General features: G+C 41.7%; 21 protein-coding genes. 18 read left to right on the top strand and 3 right to left on the bottom strand.

Annotation, left to right across the window (positions count from 1 at the left end):
- Window positions 1–19: 19 nt before the first annotated feature.
- On the bottom strand, window positions 20–976 hold the full coding sequence (locus DXB43_RS00180) for an AEC family transporter (protein WP_117945980.1): 957 nt from the start codon (window positions 974–976) through the stop codon (window positions 20–22).
- 26 nt (window positions 977–1002) lie between these two features.
- Window positions 1003–1701, bottom strand: a complete 699-nt coding sequence (locus tag DXB43_RS00185; RefSeq protein ID WP_117945983.1) for a Crp/Fnr family transcriptional regulator — start codon at window positions 1699–1701, stop codon at window positions 1003–1005.
- A 160-nt stretch (window positions 1702–1861) separates the two neighbouring features.
- On the opposite strand from DXB43_RS00185, the gene DXB43_RS00190 reads away from it, so the two are divergent.
- The 11 genes from DXB43_RS00190 (at window position 1862) to DXB43_RS00240 (ending at window position 14794) form a co-directional block, all read left to right on the top strand.
- A complete protein-coding gene (locus tag DXB43_RS00190; RefSeq protein ID WP_158567164.1) occupies window positions 1862–2815 on the top strand; it encodes a D-2-hydroxyacid dehydrogenase in 954 nt (317 codons plus the stop codon).
- Between the two features lie 91 nt (window positions 2816–2906).
- The gene (locus DXB43_RS00195) at window positions 2907–4100 is read left to right on the top strand and encodes an aminotransferase-like domain-containing protein (protein WP_158567165.1); all 1194 of its coding nucleotides are present in this window, start codon (window positions 2907–2909) and stop codon (window positions 4098–4100) included.
- Window positions 4101–4307: 207 nt separating this feature from the next.
- The gene (locus tag DXB43_RS00200) at window positions 4308–5723 is read left to right on the top strand and encodes a Na+/H+ antiporter NhaC family protein (protein ID WP_158567166.1); all 1416 of its coding nucleotides are present in this window, start codon (window positions 4308–4310) and stop codon (window positions 5721–5723) included.
- Window position 5724: 1 nt separating this feature from the next.
- The gene (locus tag DXB43_RS00205; protein ID WP_117945994.1) at window positions 5725–6444 is read left to right on the top strand and encodes a hypothetical protein; all 720 of its coding nucleotides are present in this window, start codon (window positions 5725–5727) and stop codon (window positions 6442–6444) included.
- A gap of 510 nt (window positions 6445–6954) precedes the next feature.
- Window positions 6955–7554: a bifunctional phosphoserine phosphatase/homoserine phosphotransferase ThrH gene (thrH, locus tag DXB43_RS00210; protein WP_117697433.1), complete on the top strand. Its 600-nt coding sequence runs from the start codon at window positions 6955–6957 to the stop codon at window positions 7552–7554.
- Window positions 7555–7556: 2 nt separating this feature from the next.
- Window positions 7557–8612, top strand: coding sequence for a 16S rRNA (cytosine(1402)-N(4))-methyltransferase RsmH (gene rsmH, locus DXB43_RS00215; RefSeq protein WP_022244131.1), 1056 nt, complete (start codon window positions 7557–7559; stop codon window positions 8610–8612).
- A 43-nt stretch (window positions 8613–8655) separates the two neighbouring features.
- The gene (locus DXB43_RS00220) at window positions 8656–10305 is read left to right on the top strand and encodes a Na+/H+ antiporter NhaC family protein (RefSeq protein WP_117946533.1); all 1650 of its coding nucleotides are present in this window, start codon (window positions 8656–8658) and stop codon (window positions 10303–10305) included.
- A gap of 127 nt (window positions 10306–10432) precedes the next feature.
- A complete protein-coding gene (locus tag DXB43_RS00225; protein WP_117946535.1) occupies window positions 10433–11287 on the top strand; it encodes a YARHG domain-containing protein in 855 nt (284 codons plus the stop codon).
- Between the two features lie 40 nt (window positions 11288–11327).
- Window positions 11328–12824 carry a C69 family dipeptidase gene (locus DXB43_RS00230; RefSeq protein ID WP_117945996.1) on the top strand — a complete coding sequence of 499 codons (1497 nt, stop codon included), beginning with the start codon at window positions 11328–11330 and terminating at the stop codon, window positions 12822–12824.
- Window positions 12825–12862: 38 nt separating this feature from the next.
- Complete coding sequence (locus tag DXB43_RS00235; RefSeq protein ID WP_158567167.1) at window positions 12863–14458, top strand: MutS-related protein; 1596 nt, start codon at window positions 12863–12865, stop codon at window positions 14456–14458.
- 123 nt (window positions 14459–14581) lie between these two features.
- Window positions 14582–14794, top strand: coding sequence for a FeoA family protein (locus DXB43_RS00240; protein ID WP_022244126.1), 213 nt, complete (start codon window positions 14582–14584; stop codon window positions 14792–14794).
- 110 nt (window positions 14795–14904) lie between these two features.
- Here the strand turns inward: DXB43_RS00240 and bioB are convergent, their stop codons facing one another.
- Window positions 14905–15888: a biotin synthase BioB gene (gene bioB / locus DXB43_RS00245; RefSeq protein WP_022244125.1), complete on the bottom strand. Its 984-nt coding sequence runs from the start codon at window positions 15886–15888 to the stop codon at window positions 14905–14907.
- A gap of 233 nt (window positions 15889–16121) precedes the next feature.
- Here bioB and DXB43_RS00250 point away from each other — a divergent pair, with 233 nt between their 5' ends.
- The 7 genes from DXB43_RS00250 to DXB43_RS00285 all read left to right on the top strand — a co-directional run bounded on the left by DXB43_RS00250 (window position 16122) and on the right by DXB43_RS00285 (window position 22544).
- Entirely contained in the window at window positions 16122–16931 is an 810-nt protein-coding gene (locus DXB43_RS00250; RefSeq protein WP_022244123.1) for an MBL fold metallo-hydrolase, read from the top strand.
- A gap of 45 nt (window positions 16932–16976) precedes the next feature.
- On the top strand, window positions 16977–17696 hold the full coding sequence (locus tag DXB43_RS00260; protein ID WP_330417842.1) for a hypothetical protein: 720 nt from the start codon (window positions 16977–16979) through the stop codon (window positions 17694–17696).
- A gap of 257 nt (window positions 17697–17953) precedes the next feature.
- Window positions 17954–18817 carry a hypothetical protein gene (locus tag DXB43_RS00265; protein WP_117841948.1) on the top strand — a complete coding sequence of 288 codons (864 nt, stop codon included), beginning with the start codon at window positions 17954–17956 and terminating at the stop codon, window positions 18815–18817.
- Between the two features lie 139 nt (window positions 18818–18956).
- Window positions 18957–19049, top strand: coding sequence for an ATP-binding cassette domain-containing protein (locus tag DXB43_RS15740; RefSeq protein WP_197420783.1), 93 nt, complete (start codon window positions 18957–18959; stop codon window positions 19047–19049).
- A complete protein-coding gene (locus tag DXB43_RS00275; RefSeq protein ID WP_117946001.1) occupies window positions 19039–20682 on the top strand; it encodes an ABC transporter permease in 1644 nt (547 codons plus the stop codon). The genes DXB43_RS15740 and DXB43_RS00275 overlap by 11 nt, the downstream gene beginning before the upstream one ends.
- A 119-nt stretch (window positions 20683–20801) precedes the next feature.
- Entirely contained in the window at window positions 20802–22289 is a 1488-nt protein-coding gene (locus DXB43_RS00280; RefSeq protein WP_117946538.1) for an AAA family ATPase, read from the top strand.
- 24 nt (window positions 22290–22313) lie between these two features.
- On the top strand, window positions 22314–22544 hold the full coding sequence (locus DXB43_RS00285) for a hypothetical protein (RefSeq protein ID WP_022244117.1): 231 nt from the start codon (window positions 22314–22316) through the stop codon (window positions 22542–22544).
- The last annotated feature ends 19 nt before the right edge of the window (window positions 22545–22563 follow it).

Raw genomic sequence — 22563 nt, forward strand, 5'->3', positions numbered from 1 at the left:
TCAGAAAGAAGACCAATCATCAGCCGATGTGGATGCCGAGAAGTTCTAAGAGGAAGAAGACTAGCGGAATCGTAAAGACGGAGCAAAGTGTCATGACAAAGCAGGTCTTAGAAGCAAATTCCGCATCGGAATGGTAGTTTTCTGCCATCATCGGAATGGCGGACATGGCTGGCATACATGCCATCAGGGTAAGAATGGTTGTTTCGGTCGGAGTAAGGAAATGTGATACCACGGCTGCAACACCAACCGGAATCAGAATCATTTTGACAATTACCAGAAAGAAATAATCATAAATAAAGTCGAGATTCTTTAAGGAAATATAAGAAAGAGTTGCACCCAGGAAAATCAGCGCAAGACTGAAGCTTACATTTCCAACAGAGGTAATTGTAGAAGAAAGCACCTCCGGAAGATGAATATGGAAGGTAGTAAATAGAACAGCTGCAAGCATGCTTAAGTTCATGGGATTTAAAATCTTCTTTAAGGTGTTAAGAGATAAGACTTTTTTATTGGCAGGGTCGGAAGAAGACATGATGACAACACCGAGTGACCAGAGAAGAATCTGATCTACCAGAGTGAAAATGGCAATGTATACACTGGCTTCCCCGTGGGTAAAAATAGAAAGCAGAATCGGGATGTTCATAAACCCCTGATTTCCGAACATGGTCTGGATGATATGGATCTGTCTGGTGGAGTTCGGCAGACGCATCAGCTTCATGGAGAGAAAACCAAGTACTAGGAGAAATGCAGACAACAGCAGTTCAAAGACTACAAATTTCCAGTTAGCAGCAAAATCAAGAAGAGAAGTATCCGCATCATAGATTAAGGCAAATCCCAGACAGGGAAAAGTAATTTTTACCAGAAGCCCCGATAAGGTACTTAATCCATCTTTCTTTAAAATGTGAAGTCTGGCTGCAAGGACACCAAGCAGCATCATAATTACAAAGGTTTCAATCTTGTAGATAATAATTCCAGTCATTGTTCATCCCTCTTTTGCATGTAAAATTAAACGTAAAGTTCATCCGGCTTTAATATAATATAATGCCCATCCCGCTTGGCAATAATGCCGCACTTCGTCAGTTCACTGAAAACATTGGCAACACTGACCCTGCTGGTATGAATCATATTGGCAAGCTCCTGATGGGTAAAGCGGTTACGAATGAGAATTCCCTCGTCGGTAGGTTTGCCATAGACATCTGCAATATAAAGCAGGGCATGGCAGGTTCTGGTATAGGCTTCCGTAAAGGAAAGCTCGATTTCCTGCGCAGAATAAATCCGCATTTTCCGAGCCATCAGCATAATTAATTTCAGCGCAAAATCTGAATCCGTCTGAATCGTAGAAATAAGTTTTGGAATCGGAACCAGATATAATTCACAGTCTACGATTGCAGTTGCCGTATAATAGGTCGGGTAACCCGGCAGAGCAGCAGCTTCGCCAAACATGCAGTTTTCTTCTGCAATCAGAATCCCCTTTTCTTCGCCGGCCTCGCTGTAATAGCTGAGGCGGACTCTGCCGCTTTTTACGATAAAAGCAAAGCGCAGCATATCGCCCTGGTGATAGATAACCGTATTTTTGTCAAACCGGGTAGGATACAGTCCTTCCGTAAGGCTTCCCCATTCGTCCGGAGAAAGCTTCACCCAGGGATTGGTAACCTGCCTGGAAAAATCTTCATTATAGATATCATCATTTGATAAAGCACCCATGTGAAATCCCTCTTTTCGATTAGATTGTATACATTATATACGACAAAGTATGGAAAAGAAAGTAAAGCACTTTACAAAATTTCTTAGAATTTTTATAAATCAGTTTACAGAAATTTTTTGTTTCTCATGTTACATTGGGAGGCAGAAAGGAGATGGGAACATGAAAATTGTATCACATGAGTTATATAAAGGATTATGGCCGGAAGCTGCAGAGGATGAGACATATTTTTATTCCAATGAGGAAATGCTTGCACATCCGCAGGTAATGGCGGAAGCAGAAGTGATTAATATTCATCCATATATGTTAAAGAAGAATTTCTTGGATATGTGCCAATCGGTGAAATGGATTCAGACCCCGGCAGCAGGCGTAGATGGAGCTGATTTGGAGGAAATGAAAAAGCGTGGCATTCTCTTTACCAACGGAACCGGAAACATGAGTGTTTCTATTGCAGAGGATGTGTTCTGCAAGATGATGATGTATTCCAGAAGAATGCAGGAATACGTGGAAGCTAAGAAACGGCATGAGTGGATTACCTTTAACCAGGATCCATGGATGTCTGTGGTTGGAAAGGATTTGTATACAAAGAAATTAGGATTAATCGGAGATGGCGCAATTGCAGTAGAAATCGGAAAACGTGCCAAAGCCTTTGAAATGGAAGTATATACCTATGGTTTATATAATAAGGATTGTCCTTACTGGGATCATTTCTGTGATACAAAGGAAGGGCTTGATACGCTGTTTACGGAATGTGATTACATCGTCGTTGTAGTGCCTTTGAATGATGCAACCAGGCACATGATAAATTATGATGCATTCCGGAAAATGAAAAAGGATGCCATGTTCTTAAATGCCGCAAGAGGACCGATTGTAGTAGAAGAGGATTTAATCCGGGCATTGGAAGAAGGCGAGATTGCCGCGGCTGCACTGGATGTTTTTGAGGTGGAGCCATTGCCAAAGGAGTCAAAGTTATGGGATTTACCGAATGTTTTCCTGACAACCCATAAGGCAGGGGCAGGAGACAGCTGGGTGAAACGGTTAAAACAGTTATACGAAGAAAATATGGCAGCTTACAAAGCAGGAAAACCCCTTCGGAATGTCATTCACTATAAATAAAGGCAAAAAAATTAGTGGCAGAAAAATTAATGATAGAAAAAGGATGATAAATGCCCGGTTAAAAGGGCAGCTTCATAGAGGAGGACATATTATGGAATATAAATTTTCAGAGAAAGTACAGACTTTAAAACCATCGGCTATCCGTGAATTATTTAAACTTATGGTAGGAGATGGAATCGTAGCATTGTCCGGAGGAAATCCTGCCAAGGAAGCATTTCCGGAAAAAGAAATTGCAGAGATTACCCAGAAAATTTTAACGGAAAATCCCATTGCAGCACTGCAGTATTCCATCAGCGAAGGATATACTCCACTGCGGGAACAGATTGCAGAGTATGTAAAGACGAATTTTAACATTGGAACAGAGGAGGATGCAGTGCTGATTACATCCGGTGCACAGCAGGCAAATGATATGGCAGTGAAAATCTTCTGTGATGAGGGAGATGCCATTGCCTGTGATGAGACCATTTTTATCGGTTCCTTAAGTGCGATAAAAGCCAATAATGTAAAGCTGGTTGGTGTAAAAGGCGACGATAGCGGCATGCTGCCGGAGCAGTTAGAGGAAGCCATTGCAAAGAATCCCATTAAGGCTGTTTATCTCATTCCAAACTTTTCTAATCCGACAGGACTTACGATGCCATTGGAGCGGAGGAAAGCAATTTATGAGGTCTGCAAAAAGCATGATATCATCATTATAGAAGATAATCCATATGGTGAGCTGCGTTTCCGGGGCGAACATGTACCGGCATTTAAGTCCTTTGATGATGCAGGAATTGTATGTTATTCCGGCAGCTTTTCCAAGGTTGTGGCACCGGGGCTTCGTGTGGGATTTATGATTGCCAACAAGAAGATTATTGAACGTGGGACACTGTTAAAACAGTTTACCGATGTGCATACAAATATTCTTGCACAGATGATTGTTTATGAGTATTATAAGAATTATGATATTAAGAAACATATTGCAGAGGTATCCGCTTTCTATGCGAAAAAGAGCGAATATATGTGCAAATTAATCAGGGAAAAGCTTCCAAAGGAGATAAAGTGTATTGAGCCGGATGGCGGAATGTTTGTATGGTGTACCGATACCTCTGGTAAGATTGACATTGATGAGTTGGTGCAGAAGTTAGTCAGCGAGAAGAAGGTTGCAATTATTTCGGGAGATGTATTTATTACCAATAACAGCAAATCCCATTCTTTTCGGTTAAATTTTACCGTTCCATCCATGGAGCAGATAGAATACGGCATTACTTCCATTGGAGAAGTGTTAAACGGGCTGTATGCAAAATAAAAGTGTAATATGTTTTACAAAAAAACATAGTTGTTTTGTAAGTTGATTTACAGAAATTAAGAATAAAGCATGATACATTATCATCAGAAACGACGAAGGAGTCTAAAGCCAGATAAAATGGCTTTTGGACTCCTTTTTACGTGGAAACTTGCAAGGTACATTTCTCAAATTATAGTTGAAAGAGTAATGATAAGGAGGATGTTTATTATGACAGAGACAAAAGTAAAACGCCTCGAATTCCGGGGCGGCATGTTTGGATTAGTATTACCGTTTTTAGTGATGTTGGGAGGAATCTTATTTCTATCTTTAAGTGGAAAGGCATTGCCAATGGCATTCTGGGTACCAACCCTTGCCGGCATGTTTTTAGCACTGCTGCTTGCCAAGAAGCCGGCAGAATGTGCGGAAGCATTGATTGAAGGAATTGCCAATAAGACCGTTATTATGATCGTGATTATCCTGTTTTTTGCAGGTATGGTTGCGCAGATTATGAAAACTACCGGGCTGATTGAAGGCCTGACCTGGCTTTGTACATCCATCGGAGTAACCGGAGCATTGTTCCCGGCAATTATTTTTATCTGTGGCAGTGTATTATCTACTGCAACAGGAACTGCACTTGGAACTGTTATGTCACTGGCACCGATTCTTTATCCGGTAGGCGTTTCCCTTGGCGCATACCCACCACTTATTTTAGGAGCAATTGTCAGTGCAGCATACTTTGGAGACAACATCGCACCAGTATCTGATACAACTATTGCATCTGCATATTCACAGGATGTACCGGTTCCAACTGTTGTACGTTCCCGCTTAAAATATGCATTAGCTGGTGCAGCTATCGCATTGGTACTTTTTGTAACCGCAGGTTTTGCAACTTATGATGGAACAACCGTTGCATCTGATGTGGCAGCAAGCCCGAAAGGACTGATTATGTTAGTGGTTCCTGCATTGCTGATATTTATGATGATTAAAGGAACACATATGTTAGTGGCACTTTCTGCTTCCGTAGCAGTAGGGCTGGTAGTTGGTGTTATATCCGGTCTGCTTCCGGTATCCGATATCTTAATCATTGATATGAACAGCTTCAGTGTAGGCGGAACATTGGTAGATGGTATCAATGGAATGATGGACACAGTCGTATTTGCGATGCTTTTGATGTCACTGGTTCATCTTCTGGAAGTCGGCGGCTTATTTGAAGTATTACTGGAAAAAGTAACAAAGGTTGCAGATACACCAAGAAAAGCAGAGCTTGTAGTTGCAGCAGTAGATGTACTGCTATGTATCCTTACCGTATGTAACTCCGTTGTTATCTTAATGGAAGGACCGGTAGCAAAACGCCTGCTGACAGAAAAACATGGCATTACACCGGATCGTAGTGCGAATATCTTAGATGCAGTATCCTGTGTGGCAATGTGCCTGATTCCATATGGCTTTGCACCAATGTTAGCATATACTTTTGCCGCAAGCTCAGGTGTGGCAGTAAACTTCAACATGAACCTGATAGTATTATTCTCCTTCCACGGTATTGGCCTTGGAATCATGATGTTAATCGCAATGATTACCGGCTGGGGCAGAACCTTCGTAGGCAAAGAACAGGCAGGCAGTGTAGCAGAAAAGGCGGCAGCATAATATGAAAATAGAAACAGGTCATCCGTATTACGGACAATATATCGGAGTGCTGGTATTTTCTACCAGTACTCCAAGAATCCCAGGGGATGCCGGACATGCGGCATCCTTTTCCTATCCGGTCCGGTATGAAGTAATCAAAGGCGGATTTGCAGAATTATTAGATTATAACGATGCAATAAAAGAAAATATTTTAAAAGGATGCCGGCATTTGAAAGAGGCGGGAATCAAAGGTATCATAGGAGACTGTGGCATGATGAGCCTTTATCAGGACTGTATCGGGGCAGAAATCGGAATTCCGTTTATCGGTTCCTCACTTACCCAGATTCCTATGGTATGGCAGCTTATCGGAAGAAGCGGAACCATTGGAATACTGACCGGACATTCGGAACTTTTAAGTGAAAAGCATCTTCTGGCATCCGGCTGGAGCAAAGAAATTCCATTATCTATTCAAGGTTTGCAGGATGAACCTCATTTCCATGAAATTGTTATTGAGGGTGGCAAAAATCTTGATATAGAAAAAATGAACCGGGATGTATTGCATGCAGCCCGGTTGTTAAAAGAAAAGACAAAGGATTTGCGGGCGGTAATCGTAGAATGCAGTAATCTGGCAACCTATGCCAGAGGAATTGAAGCCGTGTGCGAAGTACCGGTATTTGATACGATGTCTGCAGCAAATCTTCTGGCATATGCCGTTCATCCACCGATTTATGCAGGTGAGTAGTGAGAAAAACTACCTGCGTAAATAAAAGAAAAGAAGGCGTCAGACTTTCCTGAGCGTCTTCTTTTCTTTTGGAATTGTGACGAGTTATCTCCGAAACAGCTCCGGCTGTTTTCCTTTCATTTCTTTCTTATTAAAAGATTTCCCGTTATAACTGGAAGGCAGGGAGATGTGCTGGGTACCATAGCCTACTAAATTTCCATGGAAAAATTCATTGCCACCATAAGTGTAGACCGGTGTCCGTTGAGGTAAGCGTCTACCTTTACATGAATGGAATTGCCATTGCAAGCAATAACAGAATGGCAAAAATGGAAATACATATATTTTTAAACGAAAACTTATGAATATCTTTGACCTCCTAAAAGTGATAAAAAAGTCACATATTGGCTATGAGAAAAGCTTTAGCTTTCTGAAAAATGAGGTTCTTTCTTGTACTTTTATTCATAATAAGGTATACTTTAGGGAAGTAATTTGTTGAATTAAATATGTTTGTATGGAGGATTAATTATGGACATGAACATTGTATGCCTTGATCTGGAAGGAGTATTGGTACCGGAGATCTGGATTGCATTTGCAGAAGCAAGCGGAATCCCTGAATTAAAGAGAACTACAAGAGACGAACCGGATTACGATAAATTGATGAAATGGAGACTTGGCATCTTAAAAGAACATGGACTTGGATTAAAAGAAATTCAGGAAACCATCGCAAAAATTGACCCGATGCCGGGAGCAAAAGAGTTCTTAGATGAACTTCGTTCCATGACACAGGTTATCATCATCAGTGATACCTTTACCCAGTTTGCAGGACCTCTGATGAAGAAATTAGGCTGGCCTACCATTTTCTGTAATTCTCTGGAGGTGGCAGAGGACGGTGAGATTACCGGATTTAAGATGAGAATTGAAAATTCCAAGCTGACTACAGTAAAAGCATTACAGTCCATTGGTTATGAGACGATTGCCAGCGGAGACAGCCACAATGACCTTGGAATGATTGAGGCAAGTAAAGCAGGATTCTTATTCCGCAGCACCGAGCAGATTAAGAAAGACCATCCGGAACTGCCTGCATTTGAGACTTATGATGAGTTAATGGAAGCAATCAAGAAGGCTCTTTGATTATGGCAGAGGAAAACCAGACAACCCACAAACGCAGGGTGCGTTACAGTGGGAAATATCCGAAGAAATTTGAAGAAAAATATAAAGAACTTCAGCCGGAAAAATATAAAGATACGATTGAGCATGTAATAAAAAAAGGAAACACACCTGCCGGAATGCATATTTCCATAATGGTAAATGAAATTCTGGATTTCTTAAAAATCCAGCCGGGAGAAACAGGCTTTGATGCGACCTTGGGATATGGCGGTCATACGAAAGCCATGCTGCAGTGCTTAAAAGGGCAGGGACACATCTATGCAACGGATGTAGACCCGGAGGAATCAGCCAGGACAAGAAAGCGGTTAGAAGAGGCCGGTTTTGGAGAAGATATTCTGACAATACGATTACAGAATTTCTGTACGATAGATGAAATTGCAAAAGAAGCCGGCGGATTTGATTTTATTCTTGCGGACCTGGGTGTATCTTCCATGCAGATTGATAATCCGAAGCGTGGATTTTCTTTTAAAGTGGATGGTCCACTGGATTTACGGCTGAACCAGGAAGCCGGAATCAGTGCAGCAGAACGCCTGGCTGCCATTACAAAGGATGAACTGGCGGGAATGCTTTATGAAAATTCGGATGAGCCATACTGTGAAGAACTGGCAAAAGCGATTACCGATGAGATTCGAAAAGGCAACCGGATTGATACCACCACAAAGTTAAGGAATATCATTGAAAAGACGCTTGATTTTCTACCGGAAAAAGAGAAGAAGGATACGATAAAAAAGACCTGCCAGCGAACCTTCCAGGCACTTCGTATTGATGTGAACCGTGAATTTGAAGTGCTGTATGAATTCATGGAGAAACTGCCGGATGCATTGAAACCGGGCGGAAGAGCCGCAATTTTAACTTTCCATTCCGGCGAAGACAAGTTAGTAAAGAAAGCATTAAAAGAAGGCTATCGGGCAGGCATTTATGCCGATTATGCCAAAGATGTAATCCGCCCATCTGCACAGGAGTGTGCGCAGAACGGACGGGCACGTTCTACTAAGATGCGCTGGGCAATTAAGGCAGAGTAGGTTATTTTGAAAATACAATGAGATGGAGACGAAAACAGTGAAAATGAAAAGAAAACAGATTGGTATGCTGGTATTTATTGCGATTATTGTGATACTTATGGTCGTAACAAGCCAGACACCAGGAACAATTGCTGATGCTGACAGCTATCAGTGTAAAGTCTATGCAACGATTTTATCTTTGCTTCCGCCGGTTATTGCAATCGGACTGGCATTGATTACCAAAGAGGTTTATACCTCACTTCTGGCAGGAATTATTGTAGGTGGTTTACTGTATTCCAATTTTAACCTTGAATTAATGTTAAATACCATTTTATTCCAGGAAGAAGGTGGTATGATATACAAACTGTCAGATGCAGGAAATGTGGGAATTTTAGTATTCCTTGTCATGCTTGGCATTTTGGTATCCCTTCTTAACCGTGCAGGTGGTTCTGCCGCATTTGGAAAGTGGGCATCCCGGCATATTAAAACCAGAATCGGAGCGCAGATTTCCGTTATGATTCTTGGTGTATTGATTTTCGTGGATGATTATTTTAACTGTCTGACCGTAGGAAGTGTAATGCGTCCGGTTACAGACCGGCACAAGGTGTCCCGTGCAAAATTATCTTATATTATTGATGCAACGGCAGCACCGGTATGTATCATCGCACCAATCAGTTCCTGGGCAGCAGCAGTTACTTCTTCTGTTCCGGCAGATTCCGGAATCAATGGATTTGCGGTATTTATCCAGACAATTCCATATAACTTATATGCATTGCTGACATTGGTAATGTTAATTGGAATTACTCTTTTGCGCGTGGATTTCGGACCGATGAAAACCCATGAAATGAATGCAATCAAAGGTGATTTGTTTACCACACCGGGAAGACCGTATGAAGATAATGAAGAGGAAGTTGTAAAAGAAAACTCTCACGTACTGGATTTGATTCTTCCGGTAGCTGTGTTGATTGTAAGCTGTATCGTAGCCATGATTTATACCGGTGGCTTCTTCAGCGGAACTTCCTTTGTAGAGGCATTCTCTGGCTGTGATGCTTCCGTCGGACTGGTTCTTGGCGGCGCAGTAACACTGGTATTTACTTTTATCTATTACATGTTGCGTGATGTTTTATCCTTTAAGGAATTTACCGAATGTATTCCGGAAGGATTTAAGGCGATGATTGCTCCGATTCTGATTCTGACTATGGCATGGACCTTATCCGGAATGACCAATCTCTTAGGAGCAAAAGTATTCGTGGCTGATCTGGTAGCAAATTCAGCAAATGCAATGCAGGGCTTCCTGCCAATGATTATCTTTCTGGTAGCAGCGTTCTTAGCATTTGCAACCGGAACCTCCTGGGGAACCTTCAGTATTCTGATTCCGATTGTCCTTGGTGTATTCCCAAGCGGACAGATGATGGTAATCTCCATTGCGTCCTGTCTGGCAGGAGCAGTTTGTGGAGACCATTGCTCACCGATTTCAGATACCACAATTATGGCATCTGCCGGTGGTCACTGTGAGCATGTTAACCATGTAGCAACCCAGCTTCCGTATGCATTGACAGTTGCAGCAGTCTGCTTACTGGGCTATTTCCTGATTGGTATCCTGCAGGCAGTCGGACTGGCAGGAATTTCATGGCTGGCACTTCCGGTTTGTATCGTGGTATTAATTGGCGTATTATTCGTAATTCGTTCCAGAACAGGACGGGAAGAAATTTAAAAAATAAAAAAGATAATGCGGGATACGGAATTGGTGTCCCGCATTTTTGTACAATAGAATCTATAATAAAAATAATTTGAAAATTTGAAACAAAAGAAACATAAAATAACAGAAAAGAGGAAAGAAAATGTTTTGTACAAAATGTGGAAATGCATTACCGGTAAATGCAAAATTCTGTACCAAATGCGGAACGAAAGTAGAAGCTTTTCAGCCGGGAGCAATCCAGCCAAATCCGACACCGCAGAGAGCTTCAGTACCACAGCAGGAATCGACACAGCAGCAGACCCCGGTAAGACAGGCAAGCCCGGCACCACAGCCACAACAAAAAAAGAATGAGAAAGTAACAAAAACAAAGAACAGTGAAAAAATATCAAATAAAAATAAGAATGAAACTGAGAAGAAATCCGGCTCCGGTGCCATGGTATATTTATTAATCGGTGCAGCAGTTCTTATTATTATTCTGATTGCAATTATTGTATTGTTATTTATCAAGGGCAATCAGCCGGCAAAGCAGGATGATATTACCGATAAGCCGGTGGTTACAACGGAGCAGACCACAGAGACGGAAATGTCTACAGAGCAGACAGATAGGAAAGATGTAAGCGGACAGCAGGAAGCATCTGAGAAAACTTCCGAAGTAATAAATAAAGAAGATACAACCGGAAATGAGGACATGGGAACAGACGGAGCAGTTGGAGAAGAGGAAGCAGAATATATTCTTCCGGAGAGTGCCAGCCGATTATTAACGGAAGCTGATTTGGAGAATCTGACCCAGGAGGACCTCCGGATTGCCAGAAATGAAATCTATGCAAGACATGGAAGAAAATTCTTAGATGAAGGACTGCAGGAATATTTCAATGGAAAATCCTGGTACAACGGAACCATTGAACCGGACGATTTCAAAGAAGATATGTTATCGGAAATAGAGAGAACCAATGAGGATACCATCGTAAATTATGAGACGAAGATGGGCTATCGTTAGAAATAACATTCAATGAAACAGGAAAAGGGGTAGAACAGATATGCCATGTACAACTATTTTAGTAGGGAAAAAAGCTTCTTATAATGGAGCAACCATAATTGCACGAAATGATGATTCCGGTGCCGGACATTTTACACCTAAGAAATATGTGGTAATTCATCCGGAAGAACAGCCGACAATCTATCAGTCTGTATTATCTCATGTGAAAATAGAATTGCCGGAGCATCCGATGCGTTACACGGCAATGCCGAATGCGGTAGACGGGGAAGGTGTCTGGGCTGCCTGTGGAGTCAATGAGGCGAAGGTTGCCATGACTGCAACAGAGACTATAACTTCCAATCCCCGCGTCTTAGGAGCAGATCCTCTGGTGACCTACCATCCGGCAGAAAATGGCAGGGAAGAGATTATCGGCGGCATTGGAGAAGAGGATATTGTATACATTGTGCTTCCGTACATTCACAGTGCAAGAGAGGGTGTCATTCGCCTGGGCAGTTTGCTGGAGCAGTATGGAACCTATGAGATGAATGGAATTGCATTTCAGGATAAGGATGAAATCTGGTGGCTTGAGACCATTGGCGGACATCACTGGATGGCAGGAAGAGTGCCGGATGATGTCTATGTGGTAATGCCAAACCAGCTGGGACTTGACACCTTTGATTTAGAGGATGCCCTTACTACACAGAAGGACTATATGTGCTCAAAGGATTTGCGGGAATTTATTGAGAAAAATCATCTGAATCTTTCTTTGGATGGCAGCTTAAATCCAAGAGATGCATTTGGTTCCCATGATGATTCCGATCATGTATACAATACACCAAGAGCCTGGTTTATGGAGCGTTATCTCAACCCACATACCTATAAATGGGATGGGGAGCAGGCTGATTATACGCCGGCATCCGATGATATTCCATGGTGCTTGAAACCGGAGAAAAAGGTAACAATCGAAGATGTAAAATATGTATTATCCGCACATTTTCAGGGAACACCGTATGACCCATATGGTTCTTATGGGGAAAAATCCATGAAAGGCGCATTCCGTTCCATTGGAGTTAACCGGAATGATTTTCTTTCTGTGATTGAAATGCGGCCGGAGCAGGCGGACATTACCGAAAATACAGGAAACATCATACAGTGGGTAGCATTTGCATCCAATGTATTTAATGTGCTGGTTCCGTTTTACGGTGAAGTGGAGACAACGCCGGAATATGTATCCAATACCACCGGAGAAGTTTCTACAGATAATTTTTACTGGGCAAGCCGTATGATTGCAGCTATGGCAGATGCCTCTTATCACAGATCCCTTTTTCATATCGAACGCTATCAGATGCATGTGATGGCAAAAGGGCGGGAACTGCTGCATACCTATGATGCACTTCTGGCAGAAGAAAAGGACGCAGCAAACAGACAGAAACTGATGCAGCAGGCAAATAATGCGATAGCAGAAATGCTTAAGAAAGAGACACAGGATACTTTGGATAAAGTGCTGTTTGAATTAAGCAGCCAGATGAAAAATGCATATTCACGTTCGGATGCATGACAGAGAAGGGCACAATAGAGAAAAGGAGCGTAAGTGGAATGCAGACAGATTTTCATTTATTATATCCACCGGATTATGACCGGAACAAAGCCGTTCCCATGAAGGATTATAAATTTATCCACGCATTAAAAATTGATGCTATGGTAATACTGATTAAGGAAAGTTACCGGGGAGTGGCAGACCTTTCACTGGAAAATTTCTTCTCTACAGATGAGCGGGTATTAGAGTATCGTCTGGGCGTAGTAGAAGATCTGGTGGAAAATCCATCACTTTACGAGGTATTTTGCAAGGCGGTATCCATTATTTATAATATCAATGATATGCGAAGAGTATTAAACAGTGATTTTACGACGGATTCAGCCCTGCGTTCGGTGCGATATCTTGAAATGTATCAGGAAATTGTAAATCTGTTTGCGGATGCATTGGAAAAAGCAGAGATTCATTCGGAAGGTATGCAGAATTTCAAAAAAGAAATTCACTCAATCGTAGCAAGCAGCGAGTACCAGAGCCTGAATGAGGAACTTCCGAAAATGGAACTGAACTTCGGGCATATCAAAAGCGTAACCGTAGGTATTAATCTTGATGGCAATTTAAGACCGAAAGAAGCCGGACTGATTTCTGTCAATGAGGAGCAGTTCCATCCAGGAACTATCATGGACCGGCTTTTGAAAAAAGGGAAAAAAGATAAATGGCATCTGATGTCGGCACTCTATCCACTGAGCCGGGTGCTGCACAATGATGAACAGGATGCTATAGACTATTCCATGAATGCAGCTTTGCAGACTATTTTTGCAAAGTCGCTGAAGGAGTTTGAACCGCTGGTGCAGAATTATTATCACATTAATACAAATATGTTTATTGCTTTATTGGATGATATCCGTTTTCTGACTGCCGGAGTAAAATTTATCCGTTCCATGAAAGAAAAGGGATTTGCCATGTGCAGACCGAAGATTGCATCCATGCAGGAGAAACGCTGTGAGTTAAAGCATGTATACAATCCCATGCTGGCAGTGAATTCCGTAGAGGAAACAATTGTGTCTAATTCCTTTGAGCTGGATGAAAAAGGAAGATTCTATCTGATAACCGGCCCAAATCACGGAGGGAAATCTATTTTTGCCTATTCCATCGGAATGGCGCAGGCGTTATTCCAACTGGGGCTGTTTGTTCCGGCAGAAGAGGCGGTAATGAGTCCGGTGTCTGGAATATTTACACATTTTCCATCCTCTGATGAGAATAATTATGGAATGGGCAGACTGGAAAGTGAGTGTGCAAGACTGAGTGAAATCATGAAACTGCTGTCAGATACGGATATGCTGTTGATGGATGAATCTTTTTCCAGTACCAGTGGACTTGAGGCAGGCTACATAGCATCAGAGGTGCTGACCGGAATCGGAATTATCGGCTGCTGTGGCCTTTATGTGACCCATATTCATGATTTGACACAACAGCTGGATACCTATAATGAGCATCCGGAGAATAAAGGCAAAATCGATAATCTGGTGGCAATGATGGAAAGTAAAGAAGAGGGTACCCGGAGTTACCGGGTCATCCGGACGACACCGGATGGCTTAAGTTATGCAAGAGATATTACCAAACGTTATGGTCTGGATTTGGAAGATATTTTAAAAAGATAAAAGAGAAAATCCGTATCTTACTCCTGTTATATACGTATACTATTTGTTGGAAGATTGCAACTAAGATAGCAATTGACTAACAGGGCAGGTGAAAACTACAATAGGAGAAAAGGAGGAATTTCTATGCAGGCATTGTCAAAAGCAACACCAGGTGAAACCTATACCATTCAGTGGATGTTTGGTCAGCCGGAAGTGCTTGATTTCTTGCATAGCCACTCTGTAGATGAGGGGGAACGCATACAGCTCATCCAGAAAATGCGTGACTGTGTAATTATTGGGGCAAAAGACAGCAGATTTGCAATGGGAAATGAAATTGCAGATCGAATACAGGTGTAGGAAAATCGTATAAACGCGGGAAAATATTTTGTGGGTTATCCGCATAAAAAAAGGGAAGCAGTTCCGATGGAACGGCTTCCTTTTTTCTATCAAAGGTCCATAAGAATCTATTATGCTTCTTTCCAGTAATCCGGAGTTACATCCCTGCCTAAATCTTCTAACAATTTCCGGTCACTTCTTATGGTAGCGCAGGCAACGGTAGTCAGCATATTTCCGGTAATGGTTGCAGATGCACCAGCCTGAAAAGCAGTTTCACCATCGTTGGTAAGCAGTGCACGGCCGGCAGCCAGACGGATATTTGCATCCGGATTGATATAACGGAAGAATGCGATGGTACGCAGAATATCATCTTCACTTAACTGCGGCAGATTTTCTAATGGAGTTCCCGGGATTGGCATTAAAGCATTGATTGGAATAGAATCAATTCCCAGTTCAGCTAAACTTACTGCCATATCCAGACGGTCTTCCCAGGTTTCGCCCATTCCGATAATACCACCGGAGCAGGCGCACATGCCTTCCGCTTTTACTTTCTTTAAAGTTTCAATTTTCATATCGTAGGTATGGGTGGTGCAGATATTTGGAAAATTCCGGCGTGATGTTTCTATATTATGATGATAGCTGGTAACGCCTGCCTCATGAAGGCGGTGCAGTTGTTCTTCGTCTAAAAATCCCATGGAAGCACATAAATCGATTTTGCATTCCCGATGCATGGATTCAAAGGCGTGAATGGCTTTTTCAAACTCCGGACCGGTCAGTGCTTTTCCCGCAGTTACGATAGAAAATCGGTCAACTCCTTCGCTTTCGTTCATTTTGCAGGCTTTGATAATATCTTCTTCTGGCAGGAAGTCATATACTTCACAGTTGGTATGGTTATGTGCAGACTGGGCACAATATTTACAGTCTTCCGGACAGCGTCCGCTTCGTCCGTTTATGATAGAACATAAATCTACTTTATCTCCAATTCTTGCAGCACGGATTTTGTCGGCTCCTTCGCATAATTCCTTTAAATCGCAGGTAAGAAAAAAGGATAAATCATCCTCTCGCGTAATGCGTCGTCCGTCAATAATTTCCTGTGCCAGTGTCAGTGCATCCATGGTTTGTCTCCTTTGTATCTGTGTGAATTTTACAGTTCTTTATGATAAACAAAAATTAACTGAATGTCAACCTGAAATAAGATATGAGTTAACAATACGAGAAACAGGAGAAACTACAATGGATGATAGATGCATGAAGAAAATTGCAGGAAGAAAGCTGCCAGGATATGATTGTAGAAATAGTGGAAATTGGTATAATGAAAAGTAATGAGATAAGAAAAGGGGGATTCAATTTGAAAGCAACTGTATTAGTAGATAATATAGGAACGGAAATTGCAACTGGAGAATGGGGGTTGAGCATTTATATCGAACAGGCAGGAAAAAATATACTGCTTGATACGGGTGCATCAAACCGTTTTCTGGTAAATGCAAAAGCATTGGAAAAGGATATCGGGGCAGTGGATTATGGGGTATTGTCCCATGCCCATTATGACCATGCAAATGGGATGCAGGCATTTTTTGAAGAAAATGAGAATGCGAAATTTTATCTTCAAAAGGGAACCGGTGAAAACTGTTATTTTAAGAAGTGGTTTATTCATAAATATATTGGAATTCCAAAACATATCTTAACCAGACAGAAGGATAGAATTGAATATGTGACCGGAAAGTACAAACTTTATGAAAATGTATATCTGATTCCCCATACGACAAAAGGTCTTGAGACAATCGGAGCCGCCAATAAAATGTATATCAGAGACGGCAGACGTTGGCGACCGGACGATTTCGCCCATGAACAAAGTCTTGTAATAGAGGAAGAGGATGGTCTTATTATTTTTAACAGCTGTTCGCATGGTGGCGCAGACAATATTATAAATGAGGTCAGCAAACTGTTTGAAAAGCCGGCAAAAATGATGATTGGTGGCTTCCACATTTTTCAAAAGGGGGAAACTGAAATTCGGCAGTTGGCAGAAAAAATAAAGGCAACCGGTGTAAAAAAGATTTATACCGGTCACTGTACGGGAGGAAGAGCTTTTCGGATTCTACAGCAGGAGTTAGGCGATATGGTGGAGCAGTTAAAAGTTGGTCTCGTAATAGAAGCATAGATATTTCAAAAGAAATAAAGGAAGTAACAGGAAAGGAATCAACAGATGAAAAAATACAAAATCACAGATATTATTGAGGATGAATTCGGCTGTGAAGGACGGCCGGAAGGGGAAGAACCGATGGTTACGATTCTTCTGGTGGATGATACCGGAAAACAGCGCAGCATCCGTATGGCGGATAAGCTGGCTTATGAAAAGAAACTGGATATCGGAGCGGAAATGGAGCTGCCGGAAGAAGAGATAATGACATTAAACGGAAAAGAATATAAAGTGAAAAAACTGCTTGGAAAGGGGAAAGGCGGCTATTCCTATCTTGTGACAGATGGGGAGAAGGAATATGTCCTGAAACAGATTCACCATGAACCATGCAGTTATTATCAGTTTGATAATAAGTTAGAGGCTGAAAAAAGGGATTATAAACGGCTTATGGAAATTGGAATTACCATGCCAAAGCTGCTTGATATCGATGAAACACAGGAACGCATTTTAAAGGAATACATTCCGGGAGACACTGTCTATCAGCAGGTGGAAAAGGACGCACTGCCGGAAATCTGCCTGCAACAGGTAAAAGAAATGTGCACAAAGTTATATGCTGCACATACAAATATTGATTATTTCCCTACAAATTTTATCCTGTGGCAAAATGTCCTCTATTATGTGGATTATGAGTGCAATGCCTATATGGAAGAATGGAATTTTGAAAACTGGGGAATCAAGTACTGGTCTAAGACAAAAGAATTCTTAGAATATGAACAGACTCATTAATAAAACTTAAGAGATTCTTAGAAATCTAAAATATTCATAAAAGGATTGCCGGGGACAAAATCTTTGTGATACAATAATCCAAAGCATAAAATACAATCCAGATAGCATTTTCTATTATTCCATTCTGGCAGTCTTAAGCGTTATGACATTTCTGTATCTATCTATGCTTTTTATACCATTTATTAAATAAAAAGCAGGAGAAGTTACAGGAAAAGGAGTATGTAGCAGCTTCCTGCAAATCAAATGAGGAACTACATATGACAAAGAAAGTACCAGCAGCAAACCGCAATTATAAGGATACGATTTTTCGTATGCTTTTTTCAGACAGGGAGTCACTTCTGTCACTCTATAATGCGGTAAACAAACGGAATTATACCAATCCCGATGACTTGGAAATTGTAACATTGGAAAATGCTATTTATATGGGAATGAAAAATGATCTGGCATTTATTTTAGACATGAATCTCTATCTTTATGAACATCAGTCTACAGTAAATCCCAATATTCCTCTTCGGGACTTGTTTTATATTGCAGCGGAATACCAGAAACTCATCGACCGGAAATCGTTATATTCATCTGCAATTCAAAAGATTCCGACTCCCGGCTTTTTTGTTTTTTATAATGGAATAGAGCCGTTAGAGGACTGTTGCATCAGCCGGTTGTCAGATGCTTTTTTACATACCGGAGCAGAACCGGCATTGGAACTGATTGTGACAACATTAAATATCAATGAAGGACATAATTGCGAATTAATGCAGCATTGCCGAAAATTAAAGGAGTATGCGCAGTATGTAGCGAAAGTCAGAAAGTATGCAGAGCAGCTTCCGTTGGAGGATGCTGTGGAACGAGCGGTTACAGAATGCATCCGGGAGAATATACTTGCTGATTTCCTGAAAAAGAATCGTGCGGAGGTAGTTGCGATGAGTATTTTCGAATATGATAAAGTGGAAGAAGAAAAGAAACTTCGCAAAGCGGAGTTTGAGGCAGGGGTGGAACAAGGTGAAAAGCAGGCATCTGTTAAAGCAGCAACCCGGATGCTCCAGATGGGTAGCTTTTCTTTGGAGCAGATAGCAGAAATTTCAGGATTATCTGTGGATGAAATCAAAGGATTAACAGAATAAATTTTTTTGAAAATTAATAATAATATTTCTCAACAGGATAACCAGAACTTGGTTATCCTTATTTTTATGCTATAATTCTGATTAGATACGACTAACTTGCACAAAAGAAGGAGAAGCACTACAATATGCAGTCAATCATGTGAACTTTACCATTAACGAGGGAGAATTTGTGGTGATTTTAGGACAGTCAGGAGCAGGAAAATCGACGGTAGTTAGGTCAGATGATAGATAAAAGCATCGACCGTGATTATTCAGCCATTGTAGACAGAAAATCCATTCCGGGACTGGCAAGATTAGACAGTGAATTAGAGCAGCACCAGTCATTTTCCTACTTATTTGTCATTATATTTGTTGGAATTGCAATTTTAGTCATTGCGACATCCATGGGAAGAATGGTAGAGCAGCAGCGTACCCAGATAGGAACCATGAATGCCCTTGGTTTGAAACGGCATAAAATCATGCTGCATTATATCAGCTTCAGTCTGGTTGTTTCGGTAGTTGGAGTCATTCTTGGACTGTTGGCAGGAACTTTGTGGGGAAGCCCGGCAGTCATTGACATGTTTGCAAACTGGTACATCGTACCGGGATTACATTCTGTATTCCATCCGATGTATTTAATCATTGCAGCAGGCATTGTGGCAGTATGCGTACTTGCTTCCTATATCAGCTGCCGGAAACTGCTTCATATTAAACCGGCAGAGGCATTGCGGCCGACAGCACCGAAGAAGGGAAAGAAATGCATTTTTGAGAGACTGCCATTCTGGAAAAAACTTTCCTTTACCAGCCAGTACAATCTCAGGGATATTTCCAGAGCCAAGTTAAGAAGCTTTATGTGTGTAATTGGAACGGCAGTCGGTATGTTGCTGATGATATATGCAGTCGGCTGTAATGAACTCCTAGGCAGTATGATTGAGATTAACTTTAACCGCGTAACTGTGGGTGAGTACCAGATTAAATTTTCAGAAGATGCCAAGACGGAAGATGTAGACGATATGGCAGAGGAACTGGATGGCGAAGTGGTAATGGTAAATCAGGTAGAAGTGGCAAAGAAGAAAAATGCACCAGCCGATGAAAAGAAAAAAGAAACCATTACGGTTTTAGAAGGAAAGAATTTATATAATATTCTTGACTTAAATAATCAGATTAAAGAGCTGACACCGGGAACTATCGGCATCAGCCGTAAGCTGGCAGCCGACCTTGATGTAAAGGTAGGAGATACCGTATACTGGCATCTTTATACGAAAAATACCTGGTATGAAGCAAAGGTTGGAACCATTTACCGGAGCCTTGAGTCCCAGGGAATTGCATATCTTAGAGAAGATTATGAGAAAACAGGTGCGGAATATATACCAAGCTTTCTGATGACGGATGATAAAGCAGCAAAAGACAAGACCGACCTTGATTATGTAACCGGAGTAAACAGTAAGAGCGAAATGCAGGCAGCCTATGAAAGCAGTATGGAAATCATGAATATGATGGTAGGTATGATGGCAGTGTTTTCCATACTTATGATAGTTGTCGTATTATATAATTCCGGCGTACTTTCCTTTCGTGAAAGAGTAAAAGAATTTGCAACTTTAAAGGTATTGGGACTGCGTTCCTCTAAGATAAGAAGAATTTTAAGCATGCAGAATCTGTGGCTTAGCATCATCGGAATCCTTATTGGAGCACCGCTTGGAAATGTGTCATTAAATGCAATGATAAATACCAATGGAGAGAATTTCGATTATAATCTGTCACTGGCACCGGTGGATTATATCATAGCCGGTATTCTGGTTATGACAATTTCGATGCTGGTAAGCTTCATGTTCTCGAAACGAATCCGCAAGCTTGATATGGTAGAAATCTTAAAAGGCGTAGAATAACAGCAGATAATAAAACAAAACAGCAAGACCTTTTCTTTTCAGAACCATTGTGGTATTCTGAGAGAAAAGGTCTTTTTATCAGTTTAAGAGGACAAATGAAAAATACAGGAGAGAGAAAAATGGCAGTTTTTGACTTTAGTAATGCACCGGGCGGGAAAAAGACAGAGTCCATATGCACTTATACAACGTTTCAGTCCAACGAGAAGGAGAAGACAGCGGAGGAGCCGATTCTCGTACTGGACAATAAGAGCCGTCATTGGAAACATCATTCCGGAGGAGTGTTTGCAAACCAGAGCCAGCAGACTGCTTTTGAATTTAAAGAGGAAAGCGAGACTTACAGCGCAGATATTTTAAAAGTAGATGCACGTTTTGTCAGCCTGATTAAATGGCTGGGAGAAAATCATATCAGTGTGCGCCTTTCCGGAGAAAACCGGGAAGACGGGTATGCTGTATACAAGATTCGGGAGACAACCTTTGGTGCAGGAACCAAATTGTCGGCAGAGGATGGGTTTTTACAGTTTATGATAGAGAGACTTCTTGCCAGCAGTGCACCGACAGAGGAAATGGACGAGGAAGAAGAGGATGAAAATGGAGATGATATGAAGCTGACCAGCTTACAGAGCATTTCCGATTTTATGACTTGCGCCGGCAGAACCATGCCGGATAATATCCGCCTCTGGGCGAGAAGAAACCTTGCAGTAGCACGCTCCCATGAGGTATCACCGGAGGAACGCCGTCATGCCCAGAGAGCATTGTCTATTATGATGAATATCCAGTGGAAGAGCAATTATTTTGAGGCAATTGATCCGGTAGAAGCAAGAAAGATTCTCGATGAAGAGTTATATGGCATGGAGAAAGTAAAACAGCGTATCATGGAAACCATCATTCAGATTAACAGAACCCATACCCTGCCGGCATATGGACTGCTTCTGGTGGGACCGGCAGGAACCGGAAAATCCCAGATAGCCTATGCGGTAGCAAGAATCTTAAAGCTGCCTTGGACAACACTGGATATGAGTTCCATCAATGACCCGGAGCAGTTGACCGGAAGCTCCCGTATCTATGCCAATGCAAAGCCTGGAATTATCATGGAAGCATTTTCCATGGCAGGAGAATCCAATCTGGTATTTATTATCAATGAGTTAGATAAAGCAGCATCTGGCAAAGGAAACGGAAACCCGGCAGATGTGTTGTTAACCTTGTTAGATAACCTTGGATTTACCGACAACTATATGGAATGTATGGTTCCGACCGTGGGAGTTTATCCGATTGCTACTGCTAACAATAAAGCCGATATCAGTGCACCGATTTTATCCCGTTTTGCAGTAATTGATATCCCGGATTATACATCAGAAGAAAAGAAGATTATCTTCTCCCGGTTTGCACTGCCGAAGGTATTAAAACGAATCGGCCTGCATCAGGGTGAATGTGTTGTAACAGAGGATGGACTGGATGCAATTGTAGAGCAGTTTAAGCATACTTCCGGTATCCGTGATTTAGAACAGGCAGCGGAACATTTAGCAGCCAATGCCCTTTATCAGATTGAAGTAGACCATGTGCCATCCGTAACCTTTGATGCTGAAAATGTGAAGAAGCTGTTTGTGTAAAAGTGATTGGTAAGGAGAATAAGGATGAGCGGATATTTAATCAAAGATACAACAAAAGAAGAACGTGAGGCAATTGTTGCAGAATCCTTGGGAAATATTTCTGCAACCTGCGATGGATGCAGTGCCGGAATCGTGGAAATGTATCAGGCATACATTGATGGAGAGAAGGAACTCCGGGAGATTAATATGGAATTCAATGCCCGGTATGTAAGCGGCATGGAAGGACCGGAACGCCGGGGATGCCCGATGGAATAAAGGCGGTTTACATAATATA

Source organism: Roseburia sp. OM04-10BH (assembly GCF_003462605.1).
Taxonomy (GTDB): domain Bacteria; phylum Bacillota; class Clostridia; order Lachnospirales; family Lachnospiraceae; genus Roseburia_C; species Roseburia_C amylophila.

What these genes read in the sequence shown, in the direction of transcription:
- DXB43_RS00285 (WP_022244117.1), top strand. Translation starts at nt 22,314, where the DNA reads ATGAGCGGATATTTAATCAAAGATACAACAAAAGAAGAACGTGAGGCA.
- DXB43_RS00205 (WP_117945994.1), top strand. Translation starts at nt 5,725, where the DNA reads ATGAAAATAGAAACAGGTCATCCGTATTACGGACAATATATCGGAGTG.
- DXB43_RS00230 (WP_117945996.1), top strand. Translation starts at nt 11,328, where the DNA reads ATGCCATGTACAACTATTTTAGTAGGGAAAAAAGCTTCTTATAATGGA.
- DXB43_RS00275 (WP_117946001.1), top strand. Translation starts at nt 19,039, where the DNA reads ATGATAGATAAAAGCATCGACCGTGATTATTCAGCCATTGTAGACAGA.
- thrH (WP_117697433.1), top strand. Translation starts at nt 6,955, where the DNA reads ATGAACATTGTATGCCTTGATCTGGAAGGAGTATTGGTACCGGAGATC.
- DXB43_RS00185 (WP_117945983.1), bottom strand. Translation starts at nt 1,701, where the DNA reads ATGGGTGCTTTATCAAATGATGATATCTATAATGAAGATTTTTCCAGG.
- DXB43_RS00280 (WP_117946538.1), top strand. Translation starts at nt 20,802, where the DNA reads ATGGCAGTTTTTGACTTTAGTAATGCACCGGGCGGGAAAAAGACAGAG.
- DXB43_RS00190 (WP_158567164.1), top strand. Translation starts at nt 1,862, where the DNA reads ATGAAAATTGTATCACATGAGTTATATAAAGGATTATGGCCGGAAGCT.
- DXB43_RS00200 (WP_158567166.1), top strand. Translation starts at nt 4,308, where the DNA reads ATGACAGAGACAAAAGTAAAACGCCTCGAATTCCGGGGCGGCATGTTT.
- DXB43_RS00225 (WP_117946535.1), top strand. Translation starts at nt 10,433, where the DNA reads ATGTTTTGTACAAAATGTGGAAATGCATTACCGGTAAATGCAAAATTC.
- DXB43_RS00180 (WP_117945980.1), bottom strand. Translation starts at nt 976, where the DNA reads ATGACTGGAATTATTATCTACAAGATTGAAACCTTTGTAATTATGATG.
- DXB43_RS00235 (WP_158567167.1), top strand. Translation starts at nt 12,863, where the DNA reads ATGCAGACAGATTTTCATTTATTATATCCACCGGATTATGACCGGAAC.
- DXB43_RS00195 (WP_158567165.1), top strand. Translation starts at nt 2,907, where the DNA reads ATGGAATATAAATTTTCAGAGAAAGTACAGACTTTAAAACCATCGGCT.
- DXB43_RS00240 (WP_022244126.1), top strand. Translation starts at nt 14,582, where the DNA reads ATGCAGGCATTGTCAAAAGCAACACCAGGTGAAACCTATACCATTCAG.
- DXB43_RS00260 (WP_330417842.1), top strand. Translation starts at nt 16,977, where the DNA reads ATGAAAAAATACAAAATCACAGATATTATTGAGGATGAATTCGGCTGT.
- DXB43_RS00220 (WP_117946533.1), top strand. Translation starts at nt 8,656, where the DNA reads ATGAAAAGAAAACAGATTGGTATGCTGGTATTTATTGCGATTATTGTG.
- rsmH (WP_022244131.1), top strand. Translation starts at nt 7,557, where the DNA reads ATGGCAGAGGAAAACCAGACAACCCACAAACGCAGGGTGCGTTACAGT.
- DXB43_RS00265 (WP_117841948.1), top strand. Translation starts at nt 17,954, where the DNA reads ATGACAAAGAAAGTACCAGCAGCAAACCGCAATTATAAGGATACGATT.
- bioB (WP_022244125.1), bottom strand. Translation starts at nt 15,888, where the DNA reads ATGGATGCACTGACACTGGCACAGGAAATTATTGACGGACGACGCATT.